The sequence below is a fragment of the Paraburkholderia bryophila genome, assembly GCF_013409255.1.
GTDB lineage: Bacteria > Pseudomonadota > Gammaproteobacteria > Burkholderiales > Burkholderiaceae > Paraburkholderia.
In genome coordinates, this window is sequence record NZ_JACCAS010000002.1 from 2,277,470 (window position 1) to 2,292,945 (window position 15,476).

Sequence of the window (15,476 nt, forward strand, 5' to 3'; positions counted from 1 at the left end):
GTCAGCCAACAAGGTAGTCAAGGAGACACAAGATGATTGCTCTACGCCTTCGCCGTCTTGCGCAACTGTCGGTCGCAGCCGCTCTGGTTGCCGGCACACTCTGTTGCGCCACAGCCGACGCCGCCACGCTCAACGTCAACGTATCGGCGCGCGGCAACCAGCGTTCGACCTGGCAGGACGCGTTCGACAAGTTCAAGAAAGCGAACCCCGACGTCGACCTCAAGGTGACCTACATCACCGAGGAAGCGTACAAGGTGCAGATGGGCGGCTGGCTCGCCACCGATCCGCCCGACGTCGTGTCGTGGCACGACGGCGAACGGATGGCCTATTACGCGCAACGTGGCCTGCTCGAAGACCTGTCGCCAGACTGGACGAAGAACGGCTGGTCGCAGCAATACGCGTCGGTCAAGGAAGCGTCGACGTATAAGGGCAAGCAGTACGCGGCGCCGCTCGGCTACGACGCGTACGGGTTCTTCTATCGCAAGGATCTGTTCGACAAAGCCGGCATCAAGGGCGAGCCGAAAACCTGGGACGAGTTTCTCGACGCCTGCAAGAAGCTGAAAGCGAGCGGCGTGGCGCCGATCGCGGTGGCCGCGCGCGATAGCTGGACACTCGCCGCCTGGTTCGATTACCTCGATCTGCGGATCAACGGCAACGCGTTCCATCAGCAATTGATGGCGGGCGAAATTCCGTACACCGACGTGCGCGTGAAGAAGGTCTACGCCGCGTGGAAAACGCTGATCGACGATCACTATTTCATCGACAACGCGCTCTCGTACGACCTCGATTCGATCGCGCCGTTTCTCGTGAACGGCAAGGCGTCGATGATGCTGATGGGCACCTTCTTCTCCGCGAGCATTCCGCCGTCGATCAAACCGCAAACCGGTTTCTTCCGCTTCCCGGTGATCGACGCCAACGTGCCGATGGCCGAAGACGGTCCGGTCAACGTGCTGCTGATCCCTGCCAAAGCGAAGAACAAGGCCGACGCCCGCAAGCTGCTGGCCTTCATGGAACAGCCGCAGATCAATGCGGATCTCGCGAAGGGCTGGGGGCAACTGCCGTCGAACAGTCAGTCGGCTGAACCGGAAGACGCGATCTCCAAGGTCGGCTTCCAGACGCTCGCGAACACGAAGGGCGGCATCGCGCAGTTCTACGACCGCGACATGCAGAAGGAAATGGCCGACGAAGGCATGAAAGCAATGCAGCAGTTCTACAGCGATCCGTCGCAACTCGACGCCGTGCTCGTGCGCCTCGAAGCGACTCGCAAACGCATCTACCAGAAGTAAGTCCCTAAGCGCCGGCGGCGTAGCAACCGCCAGCGCTTGCCTTCGATCTTCGACGAGGCCCGATCCATGTCTCAATCCGCAGCGCGCCGCTTACCCGCGGCGCAGCACCGTCACGTCTCGACGACGCGCCGTCATCAGCATCGCGCCGCGTTTTTCTTCCTGTTGCCGGGTTGCGCGTTGTTTTGCCTATGCGTGGTTTATCCGATCTTCAGCAGCATCTCGCTCAGCTTTTATCACTGGGACGGCATGACGCCGAAGACCTTCGCGGGTCTGGACAACTACATCGAACTGTTCCAGTCCGACACGTTCTACACGGCGCTTAAAAACAATCTGATCTGGCTCGCGCTGTTCCTGCTTGCGCCGCCGCTCGGCCTGCTGTTCGCGTTGTATCTGAACCAGCACATGCGCGGCATGCGGGTCGTGAAGTCGTTGTTCTTCGCGCCGTTCGTGCTCTCCGGCGTGGTGGTGGGGCTCGTGTTCAGCTGGTTCTACGATCCGGGTTTCGGCCTGCTGCGGCTGATTGTCGGCCACGGCATTCCGGTGCTCGGCGATCCGCACACGGTGACGTTCGGGATCATCTTCGCCGCGCTGTGGCCGCAAACGCCGTTCTGCATGGTGCTGTATCTCACCGGTCTCACCGGCATCAATCCGGAAGTGGTCGAGGCGGCGCGCATGGAAGGCGCGAAGGGCGTGCGTTTGCTCTGGCACGTGATCCTGCCGCAATTGCGGCCCGCCACCTTCATGGCGGTTGTGCTGACCGTGATCGGCGCGCTGCGCAGCTTCGACCTGATCGCGGTGATGAGCGGCGGCGGCCCGTTCGACAGCTCCACGGTGCTCGCCTATTACATGTACGACCAGGCGATCAAGTACTACCGCGAAGGCTATTCCGCGGCGATTGCCGTCGTGCTGTTCGCCATCATGCTCGTCTACATCGTGTTCCATCTGCGCCGCATGCTGCGCGAAGAACGCTGATTTTCAGGAGGTTCGTGTCATGTATCCGCTTCCCGTCGAACGCTGGAAACCGCTCAATCGCACGCTTTATAAAGTGTCGTTGCCGATCGCGTTGCTGATCTGGCTGCTGCCCATGCTGGCTGTGCTCGTCACGTCGATCCGCTCGTCCGATGAATTGTCGCAAGGCGATTATTGGGGCTGGCCGAAACATTTTGCGTTAATCGAAAACTACGGCACGGCGCTCACGCAAACGCCGATGCTGCATTACTTCGCCAATAGCGTGTTGATTACCGTGCCGTCGGTACTCGGCGCGATCGTGCTGGCGTCGATGGCGGGCTTTGCGTTGGCGACCTATCGCTTTCCCGGCAATACGGCGGTGTTGTTCGCGTTCGTCGCGGGCAATTTCGTGCCGATCCAGATTCTGATGATCCCGGTGCGCGACATGGCGTTGAAAGTCGGCCTGTTCAATAGCGTGTGGGCGCTGGTGATTTTTCATGTGTCGTTTCAGACCGGTTTTTGCACGCTGTTTCTGCGCAATTTCATCAAGCAGTTGCCCTTCGAAATGATCGAAGCCGCGCGCGTGGAAGGCGCGAGCGAATGGACCATCTACTGGCGCATCGTGCTGCCGCTGATCCGGCCGGCGCTCGCCGCGCTCGGCATTCTCGTCTTCACGTTCGTCTGGAACGACTACTTCTGGGCGTTGTGTCTCACGCAAGGCGACGACGCCGCGCCGATCACCGTGGGCGTCGCCGCGCTCAAGGGGCAATGGACGACGGCATGGAATCTGGTCGCCGCGGGTTCGGTACTAGCCGCGCTGCCTTCCGTGCTGATGTTCTTCCTGATGCAGAAGCACTTCGTCGCCGGCTTGACGTTCGGTGCGAGCAAAGGCTGAACGCCTGCCCGTCTTCAACTACTCACGAGATACGTTCATGCAACTAGGTGTTTGCTATTACCCGGAACAATGGCCCCGTTCGATGTGGGCCGACGACGCAAAGCGGATGGTCGAACTCGGCATCACGCACGTGCGGATCGCCGAATTCGCGTGGAGCCGGATGGAACCGCGCGCCGGCGAATTCGTGTGGGAATGGCTCGACGAAGCGGTCGCCGTGCTGGCCGCGGCGGGACTGAAGCTGGTGCTCGGCACGCCGACCGCCTCGCCGCCGAAGTGGCTGGTCGACGCGCATCCGGACGTGCTGCCGGTGCGCGCCGACGGCACGCGCTGGAACTTCGGCTCGCGCCGTCACTACGATATTTCAAGCGACACGTACCGGCGCGAATGCGTGCGGATCGTCAGCGCGATGGCGGCGCGCTATGGGCGTCATCCCTCTATCGTGGCGTGGCAAACCGATAATGAACTCGGCTGTCACGATACCGTGCCGAGTTATTCCGCCGCCGCGCTGGCGCGTTTTCATCGCTGGCTGCATCTGCGCTATGGCACCGTCGGCGCATTGAACGACGCCTGGGGCAATGTGTTCTGGAGCATGGAGTATCCGTCGTTCGACGCGATCGGCCTGCCGAACCTCACGCCCACCGACGCTAATCCGATCCACCTGCTCGAATTCCGCCGCTTCATGTCCGACGAAGTGGCGAGCTTCCATTGCGAGCAGATCGACGTGTTGCGGCAGCATGCGCCCGACGCGGATCTGCTGCACAACTTCATGGGTTTTTTCACGACCTTCGATCACTACCGTTTCGCCGAAGGCGATGCGCTCGACGTTGCCGCGTGGGACAGCTATCCGATCGCCCGCACGGAGTCGATCGCGCTGCCCGACGAGCAGAAGGCACGCTACGCACGGACCGCGCATCCCGATGTGTCGGCATTCGATCACGACCGCTACCGCGCCATCGGCCGTGGACGTTTCTGGGTGATGGAGCAGCAGGCGGGGCCGGTCAACTGGGCGCCGTGGAATCCGGTGCCCGCGAAAGGCATGGTCCGACTCTGGGCCTATGAGGCGTTCGCGCACGGCGCGGAACTGGTGTCGTATTTCCGCTGGCGTCAGTGTCCGTATGCGCAGGAGCAGATGCATTCGGGCCTCAATCTGCCGAACGACGAATTGTCGCCGGGTGGCCTGGAAGTGCAACAGGCGGCGCGCGAGATTGCGGCGAGCCCGGCGTTGTCGGCACTGGGTGCGGCTGAGCGCGCGGCCGTTGCCGTGGTCTTCGACTACGAGACGCAATGGATGTTCGAGATTCAGCGTCATGGCAGAAGCTTCGATTACCAGACGCTGGCGTTCGACTACTACGAGTCGCTGCGTGAATTGGGACTCGACGTCGATATCGTGCCGCGCAACGCGGATCTTTCGGCGTATCGGCTGGTGGTCGTGCCGAGCGTCGCCGTGATGGATGACGCACTGGTCGATCAGATCGAACGCAGTACCGCGCAATGGGTCTTCGGGCCGCGCAGCGGCTCGAAAACGAATCTGTTCGCGATTCCGTCGACCCTGCCGCCCGGTGCCCTGCAACGCGTGCTGCCGATCCAGGTGCTGGAAGTGGAAACGCTGCGTCCCACGCTCGCGCCCGCGCTGTCGATCGGCGATACCGATGGCGTGGCGCTGCATTGGCGTGAGCATGTTCGCGCCAACGGCGAGACCCGCATCGAAGCGCAATTCGACGACGCATGGCCGGCGATTCTCTCGCACGGCAACGTGCGCTACGTAGCGGGCTGGTTATCGCACGCGTTGCATCGCGAGGTGCTGGCCCAGGCGGCGCGGCAAGCCGGTATCGCAACACAACGGCTACCCGACGGCGTGCGGATTCGCCGGCGTGGCGAGCTGACCTTCGCGTTCAACTTCGGCCCCGAACTCGCGCAAGCGCCCGCACCGGCCCATGCGGACTTCGTACTTGGCCACGCGCAGTTAAATACCGGCGACGTCTGTGCATGGCGAACCGTCGGCGACTGAGATTCAAGCGCTTCAACCTGGAGCAGGCGGCCTTCATAAGAACCGCCGTTCAATCAATGGAGGGTGACAGATGAACCGAAGAGAAATGCTCGGCTGGTTGGCGTCGGCAGCAGCGGCGACCGGTGTGGGTGCAACGGTCGGCGTGCCGGCCTTCGCGGCCGAAGCGGCCGACGTAGATTTGACCGCGCGTGGCAGCCGTTTTGCGAAAGGCGCGGACGTATCGACGCTGCTCGAACTGGAAGCCAACGGCGCGAAGTTCTACGAACATGGCAAGCCGCTCGATTGTCTGTTCATGTTGCGGAGCCACGGCGTCGACGCGATTCGAATCAAGGTCTGGAACGATCCCGGCAATCCGAACTTTTTCCCGGCGGATCAAAGCCCAGCAGCGGGTTATAACAATGCCGAGCATGTGCGCGTACTGGCACGCCGCGCCGCCGCACTCGGCATGCGGGTGTTGATCGACTTCCACTACAGCGACTGGTGGGCGGATCCGGGCAAGCAGTATCCGCCGCATGCGTGGGTCGGCAAGGATCTCGCGCAGACCTGCGCGCTGCTATCCGATTACACCTCGCACGTGTTGAACCTGCTCAAACGAGACGGTGTGCGTCCCGAGTGGGTGCAAGTGGGCAATGAGATCACCGGCGGCATGCTGTGGCCGCTCGGCAAGTACGACCAGTGGGACAACCTCGCGCAATTGCTGAAGGCGGGGCATGACGCCGTCAAATCCGTCGACGACCGGATCAAGGTCATGCTGCATCTCGATAGCGGCGGCAACAATGCAACCAGCCGCTGGTGGTTCGACAGCGCGACGCAGCGGGGTGTGACGTTCGATGTGATCGGCCTGTCTTACTACCCGCAATGGCAAGGTTCGCTCAGCGATCTGCAGAACAATGCGAACGATATGGCGGCACGCTACGACAAGGATGTGATGGTGGTCGAGACCGCATACCCGTGGACCACTAGCGACGGCGATTCCGAACCCAACTCGATGACCAACACCGGCTCCACGACGTTCCCGCAGACGCCTGCGGGCCAGGCGCAGTTTCTCGGCGCGGTGACGGATATCGTCAAGGCGATACCGGGCGGCCGCGGCAAAGGCGTGTTCTGGTGGGAGCCGGAGTGGATCCCGACGCCGAATGTCGGATGGAAAGTCGGCGCGGGCGATCAGTGGGACAACAACACGTTGTTCGATTTCCACGGCAACGCGCTGAGTTCGCTGGATGCGTTTCGCAGGCGTTAGTCCAAACGCTTGCACAAACACGTAGCCGCATGAACAGCAGGCGCTATTTCGCGGGCGCCTGCGCTTTCTGCTGGTTCGCGCAATCCGACGTGAACACCATGCTCGCCTGATCCGGCGTCATATGCGGTGCGTTCGGCGCGTAGATTTTTTCGATGATCGCGTCGACCGCTTGCCGGTCGGACGGATCCTTGTAGTACTTGGCCGCCTGATCGAGTGCTTGCGCCTTGGTCTTTTTATGCGAGCGCCACGACGCGACCTGGCCGGCGATATCGCCGAGCGCGAAACATTGGTTGCTGACCGTCTGGGCGACGGCCTGGGCCGCCGGTTGGGCCAGGCACGCCGCTGCCAGCAGGGCGGATACGACTACGCGTTTCATGACCGGAATCCTGTCATTAAATGAGCGCGGTATCAAAGCGATGGCATGCGCCACCGCAGCGACCGCGCGAATAAAGAACCGCGTAGTTTATCGGTAAGTGGCTTGCGACGTTTTTTTGCGCACGCGGATCAATGCCCAAACGACTCCGCATTCGAACCCGCCGGCGTCGCGACATGCGGCCGCACGGCCTGCTTGAGCAGCAGCGCCACGCACGCAATCAGCCCCGCAATCGCGACCATCGCGAAGATTCCACCGAACGAGAAATGACGCCGCGTGAGTTCCGCGACCAGGAACGACCCGGCGATTCCGCCAAAGCGTCCGATCCCAAGCATCCATGCCACGCCCGTACCGCGTCCTTCGGTCGGATAGAACGCGGCGGCGAGTGCGGGCATCGACGATTGCGCGGTATTCATCAGCACGCCCGCCACGAACACGATAAACACCAGCGCACCGACATTGCCCACCGCCTGACCGATGAAGTACACGCTCACGGCCGTCAACGCATAGCACGCGGCGATGATCCGGTTCGCGTTGAACTTGTCCATCAGCACGCCGCACAGCACCGCGCCCACGCCGCCGAGCGGGAACAGCGCCGAAATCAACGTCGCGCGTTGCGGCGTGAGGCCGGCGTCTTTCAGCAGAATCGGCATCCAGTTGATCGACGCGTAGAAGATCACCAGACCCATGAAGTACGCGACCCACAACATCACCGAGCCGACGATATACGAACGCGACAGCACCACGCCCAACCCCTTGCTACCGGTTTGCGGCGCGGTTTCGGTCATGGTGAACGAGCCCGCTTGCGCGGCTTCGCTCGAAATACGTGCGAGCGCCGCGCGAATCCGCTCGACCGGCGCGCTATTGGCGACCATGTAGCGGACCGACTCCGGCATCTTGATCAGCAGCAGGACCAGCAGCAACAGCGGCGTGATACCGCCGAGCAGCAACACGCTACGCCAGCCGACATGCGGAATCATCCACGCAGCGAGAAAACCGCCGAACGCGGCGCCGAGCGGAAAGCCGCAGAACATCAGATTGATCAGTGTCGCGCGACGGCGATCCGGGCAGTATTCGCCCATCATCGTCACGGCATTCGGCATGGCCGCGCCGAGTCCGACGCCGGTCACGAAGCGCAGCACCGTGAGTTGTTCAATGTTGCTCGAGAAGGCCGACGCGAGGCACGCCACACCGAACAGCAGCACCGAGCCGAGCAGCAGCGAGCGTCGCCCGAGACGGTCGGACAGCGGTCCCGAGCCGAGCGCACCGCAGGCGAGCCCAAACAGCGCGGCGCTCAGCACCGGCGCGAGCGCCGGTTTCGTGATGCCCCATTCCGCGATCAGTGAAGGCGCAATGAAGCCGATCGCCGCCGTGTCGAAACCGTCCAGCAGCACGATCACGAAACACATGAAGAAAATGAGCCACTGGAACGGCGAGAAGGGATGTTCGTTGATGAAGGTTTGAACGTTCACAGCGGTACTGCGGCTCATGATGGTCTCCTGACTGCGAAAAAGCGCGAAGGCTCGTGATCACGAGCCTTTCTTTCTTCTACGATCGCGTGCCGTTTAGAAGCGGTGCACGATGCCGACGCCCGCGGCGAACTGGCTGCGCGACGACGAGGGCGCGCTCTGGAAACCGTCGCCGATCGTGGCCGTGGCGCTGATGATATGCCCCGAGCCGGCCGTGCCGAGCGTGTTGCCGTTCGTGCGCTGGAACGCCTGCAACGCGTAGAGGCCGGTGCGCTTCGACAAGGCATAGTACTCGGACAGGTTGACCTGCTGGTACTGCGCCGAACTCGTGATGCCGTTCGCCTTGGTCGCGCGCGTGTAGCTGTAGCCGGTGGCGAAGTCCCACGCGACGCTCGGCTTCCAGTGCAGCACCGCGCCGGCCGTGTTGAAGATGGCGGTGTCGCGGAAGCTCGAACCGACGCCCGGAATGTACTGCACGTTCGAGTAAGCCGCCGACACGTCCCAGCCGTTGCCGAAGTTATACCCGCCGGTCACGGCAAAGCGCTGCTGCGCCTGGGCGGTCTGATAACCGTTGGTCACCGCCGACACGCCCGGCTGCGCGCCGTTGTTCGACACGGTCGAATCCGCGCCATACGCGCCGCCGCCCACCGTCGAATTGTTGATTCGCATGAAGCCGACCGCGATGCCGACCGGGCCGTTGAGGTACTGCACCGCGCCGCTCCACGTCGAGCCGCGATTGAGGCTGCCCGGCACGCCGCCGACCGCGTAGGAGCCGCTGAACGTGAAGCCGTACAGTTTCGGCGACGTGTAGACCAGCGAGTTGTTGGCGCGGTAGATCGTGTCGAGTGCGTCGACGTCGCCCGGATGCGCGCCGTAGTAGCCGGTGAGCCACGTGGTCGGGCTATACGGCGACAGCAGCGAGTAGTACGCGGTGTACTGGCGGCCGGCCTGGAACGTACCGTAGGTCGGGTTCGTCACGCCGACCCAGGCCTGGCGGCCGAACATCGCGTTCGTGTATTGCTGGCCGCCGGTGGCGGAATTGAAGCCGGACTCCAGCTGGAAGATCGCCTTGGTGTTGCCGCCCAGGTCTTCCGTGCCCTTCAGGCCGAAGCGGCTGCCGGCCCACACGCCGTTGATCATCTTGACGTTCGACTTGCCGCCCGAGGTCGAGCCGAGCGAGGGCGCCTGGCTGCTCTGATAGCCGATACCCGTGTCGACGATACCGTATAGCGTGACGCTGCTTTGTGCGAAAGCGGGCGCGCTAGCCAATGCCGCCATCGCGCAGGCGAGCCGGGTCAGGGTGATGTTGCGATTCATGAGGGTGTTCTCCAAGGCGACCTGCTCCGGCTTGCTGGCAAGCCGGGCAATCCGGTCGTCGATCAATTTTTGTGATTTGTTCGTATATAGAACTGTGATTCTTTATGCGAACAGGCGTCACTGTAAGTAAATCGACAACGAAGGGTCAACGCGGGATTACCCGAGCGTGTTGCAGCGGTGCGTCGAAAAGGAGAGGGCACTGGACAGCGGGGAGAACTGCTGAGGCCGCGGCGCGCGTCGGCGTGCCGGGAAAAGACAGGGGAGGCCGCGCCGGCCTTAAAGGCCTGACGCGGCGTTCAATGCAACACGTAACGCGGCATTCAGAAGATCACGTAGACCTTGCGCATGGTCTCTTCGACTTCCCAGAGGCCTTCCGTGTTGGCTTCGAAGAACAGCGTGTCGCCGCTCGCGAAATGGATGGTCTCCTCGTTGTCCGGCGTGAAGCGCCCACGGCCGGCGATGAAGTGCATGACCTCGGCCTGCTTGATCGAACGGCGGTAAGTGCCCGCCGTGCATTCGAAAATGCCGGTATCGACCGCCTCGCTGCCTTCAATCACGCGCTGCACGCCGGACACCTGAATCGGCGTCGTGCCGGGCAAGCCGACCGTGCCCCAGTCCTCCAGATTCCGCAGATTCACGCTTTGTTTGAGCTGCTGTACCTTCATCTTCGCTTTACCTTTTGAATGTGCTGAAACGGATCACAAGCCCGCGGTGTCGGAACGCGTGACGGTCTGTTCGATCTTGCCGAGCCGCACGACCGTGACGCCTGGCCGCAGTTGCCGCAGCGAAGGCATGACGAGCATGCAGTTGTCGTAAGGTGTGACGACCGCCTCGCCGTTCGACCAGCCGATCACGGCGCCGGCCTTCTCGAAGATTTCCAGACCCGTGTACGGCGCGGCGAAACGGAAGTCCATGCTGCTCGCCACGACCGGTTGCGTCACGCGCACGATGTGCTGCGCAGCCGGCAACGGCGCGAGCCAGCCCGCCGGCAGATCCGTTTCGTCGACCACACCGGCCAGCAGCAGAAAACGCGCGGTGGTGTCGCGCGCCACGCCGACCGCGCCGTGTTCCCAGTGCTGTCCGCATTCGATCAGCAACGCGTTCTTCGTGCTGGCGGGGTCGCCGAAGCCCTCGTAATCGCGCATACGGCGGCCTTCGGGATGGCCTTCGTCGCAGATCACCGTGGCGGGCGTGCCGAGCTTCACGGCCAGTTCGCTGCCTTTTTGCAGCGGTCCCGCGACGATCAGCGGCTTGCTCTTCTCGTGCATGGAATGCAGATCGAGCAGGGCGTCGACCGTGTCGATCACCGGCCGCATCTCGCGGGCGCGCGTCAATTCGCTGGAGGTGCGCGAGGTGTCGTCGAGCGTCGCGGCGGTCCACACGCGGTTGAAGTCCTGGTCGACGAAACGCGCGGCGTCGGGCTTCGCGGGATCGAAGCTCAGGTAAGCGGCGACGTTCGCGAACGCCAGCGTCAGGCGTCCGCGCCGCGGCCGCAGTTGGCGGCGCAGCAGGTCGTCGACGACGATCGCGCCGCACACTTCGTTGCCGTGCGTGAGCGCATTGATCATCACATGCGGTCCGGGCAGGCCGGAGTCGAACGTATGGACGTAGGCAATCCCGGACGGCGATGCTTCATGCACCGAGATGTCGGGGAAGTCGACTTCGATCGGATAGGCTTCGATGCTCATGCGTAAGTGTCCTGGCAGAGAGTTGACGGGCCGACTCGGGTGGGCTTAGTTGAGTTTAGCCGCGATCGCCTCGCCGACTTCGGTGGTGTTCGCCTTGCCGCCCAGGTCGCCGGTATGCGGGCCGGCCACCAGCGTCGCCTCAATGGCCGCGAGAATCGCGTCGTGCGCCTCGCGCTCCCTGCCTGCGTGATTGCCGAGGAAGTCGAGCATCATCGCCGCCGACCAGATCATCGCAATCGGATTGGCGATGTTCTTGCCGGCAATGTCGGGTGCCGAGCCATGCACCGGTTCGAACAGCGACGGAAACTTGCGGTCGGGATTCAGATTGGCCGAGGGCGCGAGGCCGATCGTGCCGGTACAGGCGGGGCCGAGATCGGACAGAATGTCGCCGAACAGGTTGGTGGCGACCACCACGTCGAAGCGATCCGGGTTCAGCACGAAGCGCGCGCAGAGAATGTCGATATGCTGCTTGTCCCACGTCACGTCGGGATACTGCGCTGCGATGCCGGCCGCGCATTTGTCCCACCACGGCATGCTGATCGCGATGCCGTTGCTCTTGGTGGCGACCGTGATCTTCTTGCGCTCGCGCCGCTGTGCGAGGTCGAACGCGAACTTCAGCACGCGCTCGCTGCCGTGCCGCGTGAACACTGATTCCTGCAGCACGAATTCGCGCTCGGTGCCTTCGAACATCACGCCACCCACCGACGAATACTCGCCCTCGGTGTTTTCGCGCACGATCCAGAAGTCGATGTCGCCGGCCTTACGGCCCGCGAGCGGCGACGGCACGCCGGCAAACAGACGCGCGGGCCGCAGGTTGATGTACTGATCGAATTCGCGGCGGAATTTCAGCAGCGAGCCCCACAGCGAAATATGGTCGGGCACCGTGTCGGGCCAGCCCACCGCGCCGAACAGAATCGCGTCGGCGGATTGCAGTTGCGCTTTCCAGTCGTCCGGCATCATCTTGCCGTGTTTCGCGTAGTAGTCGCAGCTCGCCCATTCAATGTGCTGATACTCGAAGTCGAGTCCGAAGCGGGTTTTCACCGCGTCCAGCACGCGTAGCGCTTCGGGCATCACTTCGACACCAATGCCGTCGCCGGGAATGACCGCGATCCGATATTTCTTCGACATGTTGCTGCTCCTCCATTAGGACGTTCGACGCTTCAATCGGGTTTATTTTATTCCTGCTGTTTGAGCCTAAAATGGTTGCTTTAGTTAAGCCACTGTGCACGATTCGTGTACAAACGCATGGACCGCCGAGCGACCTATGAACTCCGTCCCTTCACCCGATCTCGGCGATTTGCGCGTGTTCTGCGAAGTAGCGCGCAAGTCCAGTTTCAGCGCGGCAGCGGAGGCCTTGTCGGTGTCGGCGGCATACGTCAGCAAACGGATCAATGTGCTCGAGACTACGCTCGGTACGCGGTTATTGCATCGGTCCACGCGCCGGGTCGCGATTACGGAAGCCGGCGAACGCGTCTATGCGTGGGCCGAGAAGATTCTCGACGACGTCGATCAACTGGTGGAAGACGTCTCCACCACGCGCCGCATTCCCGGCGGCAAGCTGCGTATTTCCAGCAGCTTCGGTTTCGGACGACGTTTCGTGGCGCCCGCGTTGGCGCGTTTTTCGGAGCGTTATCCGCAACTGAGCGTGCGGCTCGATCTGTTCGATCGTCTCGTCGATGTAGCCGGCGAAGGCTTCGACCTCGACATTCGCATCGGCGACGAGATCGCGCCGCATCTGATCGCGCGGCGGCTCGCGTCGAATCATCGGGTGCTGTGCGCGTCGCCGGGGTATATCGCGCGGCATGGCGCGCCGCGTCAACTCGCCGAGCTGTCCTCGCATGCGTGTCTGGCGATCAAGGAGCGCGATCATCCGTTCGGTTTGTGGCGCTTGACGGTGCGCGGCGAAGCGGTGTCGATCAAGGTCACCGGACCGTTGTCGACCAATCACGGCGAAGTGGCGGTGCAATGGGCGCTGGCCGGGCGCGGCATCGTGTTGCGTTCCATGTGGGACGTGCGGCCGCTGCTCGACAGCGGCCAGTTGCAGCAGGTGCTGCCCGAGGTCACGCAACCGGCGAATCTGTGGGCGGTGTATCCGGCGAGGCTCGCGCAGTCGGCGAAGGTGCGGGTGTGTGTGGACTTTCTGAGCGAGGAGTTCGCGCAATGGAGTCCGCCGGCTGAAGGCGCGGCGCTGGAGCAAGCCGCCGAACCCTGACTTGATGGCTCGGCGCTATCGGCACGCCTAGTTGTGGTTCTGCGAGAACAGCGTTTCGAGCGGGTAATGGCTCTTCACGAACGGCGACTTGATGATCACGTAGCTGAAGTACTTCTCGATGCCGATATCGCGTTCGAGCAAGCCTTCGACAATGCTCTGATAGTGGCTCACGCTGCGCGTGATGAACTTCAGCAGGTAGTCGTAGCCGCCGCTGGCAAGGTGGCATTCGACGATCTCGTCGACGTCGCGGATCGCATTCACGAACTTGATGAAGTCTTCCCGCCGATGATCGGCGAGCGTGACTTCAGTGAACACGATCTGTACGTCGCCGAGCTTTTCGAGCTGGATCTGCGCACCGTAGCCGATGATGTAGCCGGCCTTCTCCAGACGTTTGACGCGAATCAGGCAAGGGCTGGGCGAAAGGCCGACCGCGTCGGCAAGCTCGACGTTGGTGATGCGGCCTTTCTTCTGCAGCTGTGAAAGTATCCGCAGGTCGATCCGGTCAAGCTTGCAGTCGCTGCTCATCGTAACGTTGTCGCTCCGGCGGTTGTGGGACAGGCTGAGTGTGCCTCTACTCTAGCATGCAGCGGCGTGAGTTTTGACCTTCAGCGCGGCCCGCACGTCGGCTTGCGCGAGCACGTCGTCGAGGGTCTTTTCGAGCCGTTCGAACATCAGGTCGAAGTCGGCCTCGGTGTACGACAAGGCCGGCGCGAAGCCGAGAATGTTGTCGCCGAACGCGCGGAAAATCAGGCGGTTTTCATACGCGGCGGCGGCGATCCGCTCGGACAGTTTCAGCGCCGGGTCGAAGCCCGCCTTGCTGTCTTTGTCGGCGACCAGTTCGAGTGCGCCGAGCAGGCCGCGATGGCGCGAGTCGCCCACCAGCGGATGCGCGAGCAACGCATCGAGACCGCGCGCGAAGCGCGGCGCGCGCGCCACGCCGTTCGCCAGCAACCCGCCTTCGTGATACAGGCGCAGCACTTCGAGGCCGATCGCCGCGCTCACCGGATGCGCCGAATACGTGTGACCGTGGCCAACCACCGCTTCGGCGTCGCCATCGGCAATGCCCTGATAAATTTCATCGGACATCAGCACCGCGCCCATCGGCGCGTAGCCGGCGGTCAAACCTTTCGCTACTGTCATCAGATCCGGCTCGACGTCTTCGCCCTGGCAGGCGAACAGCGGACCGGTGCGGCCGAAACCGGTGATGACTTCATCGGCGACGAACAGGATGCCGAGCTTACGGCAACTTTCACGCATGGCTTTGAGCCAGCCGACCGGCGGCACGATCACGCCGCCCGACCCCTGGATCGGTTCGCAGAAGAACGCCGCGACGTTGTCGGCGCCGAGTTCGGCGACCTTCGCTTCAAGCGCGGCGACCGAGGCGGCGATTAACGCGGCGTCGTCGGCGAAATCGTTGCGGTAGGCATACGGCGACGGCAGATGATGCTGGTTCGGCAGCGGCAGATCGAAGTTGCGATGGAACGCGGGCAAGGCCGTGAGACCTGCGCCCGTGGTCGACGAACCGTGATAGCCGCGTTTCAGCGCGATGACGTGCTTCTTCGACGGATGGCCCGTGGCGTTGAAGTAGTGCGTGATGAAGCGCAGCGCGGAGTCGACCGCGTCGGAGCCGCCGAGCGTGAAATACACGTGCTGCAATGAAGCGGGCGATACCTCGACGAGCTTCTGCGCCAGCTCGATAGCCGGCTCCGAGCCGAAGTGGAAATAGCCGGTCGCGTAGGGCAGCTTTTGCATCTGCGCGGTCGCCGCGTCGACGATGCTCTGCTGGCCGTAGCCGGTGTTCACGCACCACAGGCCGGAGAAGGCGTCGAGCAGTTCGTTGCCGGCCGCGTCGCGCAGAAACGCTCCGCTGGCCGATTCGAGGATGGTGACGCCACGGGCTTCGTGCGCGCGGTAGTTGATGACCGGATGGATCAGATGCTTACGGTCGGCTTCAATGAGCGAATGAATCGGCATGATGGGTTCTCGTCGCGGGAAAAGGCTGTTGACCGTTCCATACTACTGACGAGCGACGATTCACCG

The 15,476-nt window shown here is 62.8% G+C and carries 14 protein-coding genes; 6 read left to right on the forward strand and 8 right to left on the reverse strand.

Annotated elements, in window-relative coordinates:
* The first annotated feature begins 32 nt into the window (after positions 1 to 32).
* The 5 genes from GGD40_RS31145 (at position 33) to GGD40_RS31165 (ending at position 6,377) form a co-directional block, all read left to right on the forward strand.
* A complete protein-coding gene (locus GGD40_RS31145) occupies positions 33 to 1,286 on the forward strand; it encodes an ABC transporter substrate-binding protein (protein WP_179746226.1) in 1,254 nt (417 codons plus the stop codon).
* A gap of 66 nt (positions 1,287 to 1,352) precedes the next feature.
* Positions 1,353 to 2,258, forward strand: coding sequence for a carbohydrate ABC transporter permease (locus GGD40_RS31150; protein ID WP_035555311.1), 906 nt, complete (start codon positions 1,353 to 1,355; stop codon positions 2,256 to 2,258).
* 19 nt (positions 2,259 to 2,277) lie between these two features.
* On the forward strand, positions 2,278 to 3,129 hold the full coding sequence (locus GGD40_RS31155; RefSeq protein ID WP_105511463.1) for a carbohydrate ABC transporter permease: 852 nt from the start codon (positions 2,278 to 2,280) through the stop codon (positions 3,127 to 3,129).
* Between the two features lie 37 nt (positions 3,130 to 3,166).
* A complete protein-coding gene (locus GGD40_RS31160) occupies positions 3,167 to 5,137 on the forward strand; it encodes a beta-galactosidase (protein ID WP_179746227.1) in 1,971 nt (656 codons plus the stop codon).
* 70 nt (positions 5,138 to 5,207) lie between these two features.
* The gene (locus tag GGD40_RS31165; protein WP_179710404.1) at positions 5,208 to 6,377 is read left to right on the forward strand and encodes a glycoside hydrolase family 53 protein; all 1,170 of its coding nucleotides are present in this window, start codon (positions 5,208 to 5,210) and stop codon (positions 6,375 to 6,377) included.
* Positions 6,378 to 6,420: 43 nt separating this feature from the next.
* On the opposite strand, the gene GGD40_RS31170 is transcribed toward GGD40_RS31165, so the two are convergent.
* The 6 genes from GGD40_RS31170 to GGD40_RS31195 all read right to left on the reverse strand — a co-directional run bounded on the left by GGD40_RS31170 (position 6,421) and on the right by GGD40_RS31195 (position 12,352).
* The gene (locus GGD40_RS31170) at positions 6,421 to 6,753 is read right to left on the reverse strand and encodes a hypothetical protein (RefSeq protein ID WP_179710402.1); all 333 of its coding nucleotides are present in this window, start codon (positions 6,751 to 6,753) and stop codon (positions 6,421 to 6,423) included.
* A 128-nt stretch (positions 6,754 to 6,881) separates the two neighbouring features.
* Entirely contained in the window at positions 6,882 to 8,240 is a 1,359-nt protein-coding gene (locus tag GGD40_RS31175) for an MFS transporter (RefSeq protein WP_179710400.1), read from the reverse strand.
* Positions 8,241 to 8,315: 75 nt separating this feature from the next.
* Complete coding sequence (locus tag GGD40_RS31180; protein ID WP_179746228.1) at positions 8,316 to 9,536, reverse strand: porin; 1,221 nt, start codon at positions 9,534 to 9,536, stop codon at positions 8,316 to 8,318.
* Positions 9,537 to 9,856: 320 nt separating this feature from the next.
* Positions 9,857 to 10,201 carry a cupin domain-containing protein gene (locus GGD40_RS31185; RefSeq protein ID WP_035555324.1) on the reverse strand — a complete coding sequence of 115 codons (345 nt, stop codon included), beginning with the start codon at positions 10,199 to 10,201 and terminating at the stop codon, positions 9,857 to 9,859.
* A 33-nt stretch (positions 10,202 to 10,234) separates the two neighbouring features.
* Positions 10,235 to 11,224 carry a succinylglutamate desuccinylase/aspartoacylase domain-containing protein gene (locus GGD40_RS31190; RefSeq protein ID WP_179746229.1) on the reverse strand — a complete coding sequence of 330 codons (990 nt, stop codon included), beginning with the start codon at positions 11,222 to 11,224 and terminating at the stop codon, positions 10,235 to 10,237.
* A gap of 45 nt (positions 11,225 to 11,269) precedes the next feature.
* Positions 11,270 to 12,352, reverse strand: coding sequence for a tartrate dehydrogenase (locus GGD40_RS31195; protein WP_179746230.1), 1,083 nt, complete (start codon positions 12,350 to 12,352; stop codon positions 11,270 to 11,272).
* 136 nt (positions 12,353 to 12,488) lie between these two features.
* Here GGD40_RS31195 and GGD40_RS31200 point away from each other — a divergent pair, with 136 nt between their 5' ends.
* Positions 12,489 to 13,436 carry a LysR substrate-binding domain-containing protein gene (locus GGD40_RS31200; RefSeq protein WP_111934234.1) on the forward strand — a complete coding sequence of 316 codons (948 nt, stop codon included), beginning with the start codon at positions 12,489 to 12,491 and terminating at the stop codon, positions 13,434 to 13,436.
* A 27-nt stretch (positions 13,437 to 13,463) separates the two neighbouring features.
* Here the strand turns inward: GGD40_RS31200 and GGD40_RS31205 are convergent, their stop codons facing one another.
* Positions 13,464 to 13,961: an Lrp/AsnC family transcriptional regulator gene (locus GGD40_RS31205; protein WP_035555332.1), complete on the reverse strand. Its 498-nt coding sequence runs from the start codon at positions 13,959 to 13,961 to the stop codon at positions 13,464 to 13,466.
* A gap of 51 nt (positions 13,962 to 14,012) precedes the next feature.
* Complete coding sequence (locus tag GGD40_RS31210) at positions 14,013 to 15,410, reverse strand: aspartate aminotransferase family protein (RefSeq protein WP_179746231.1); 1,398 nt, start codon at positions 15,408 to 15,410, stop codon at positions 14,013 to 14,015.
* Positions 15,411 to 15,476: the final 66 nt, after the last annotated feature.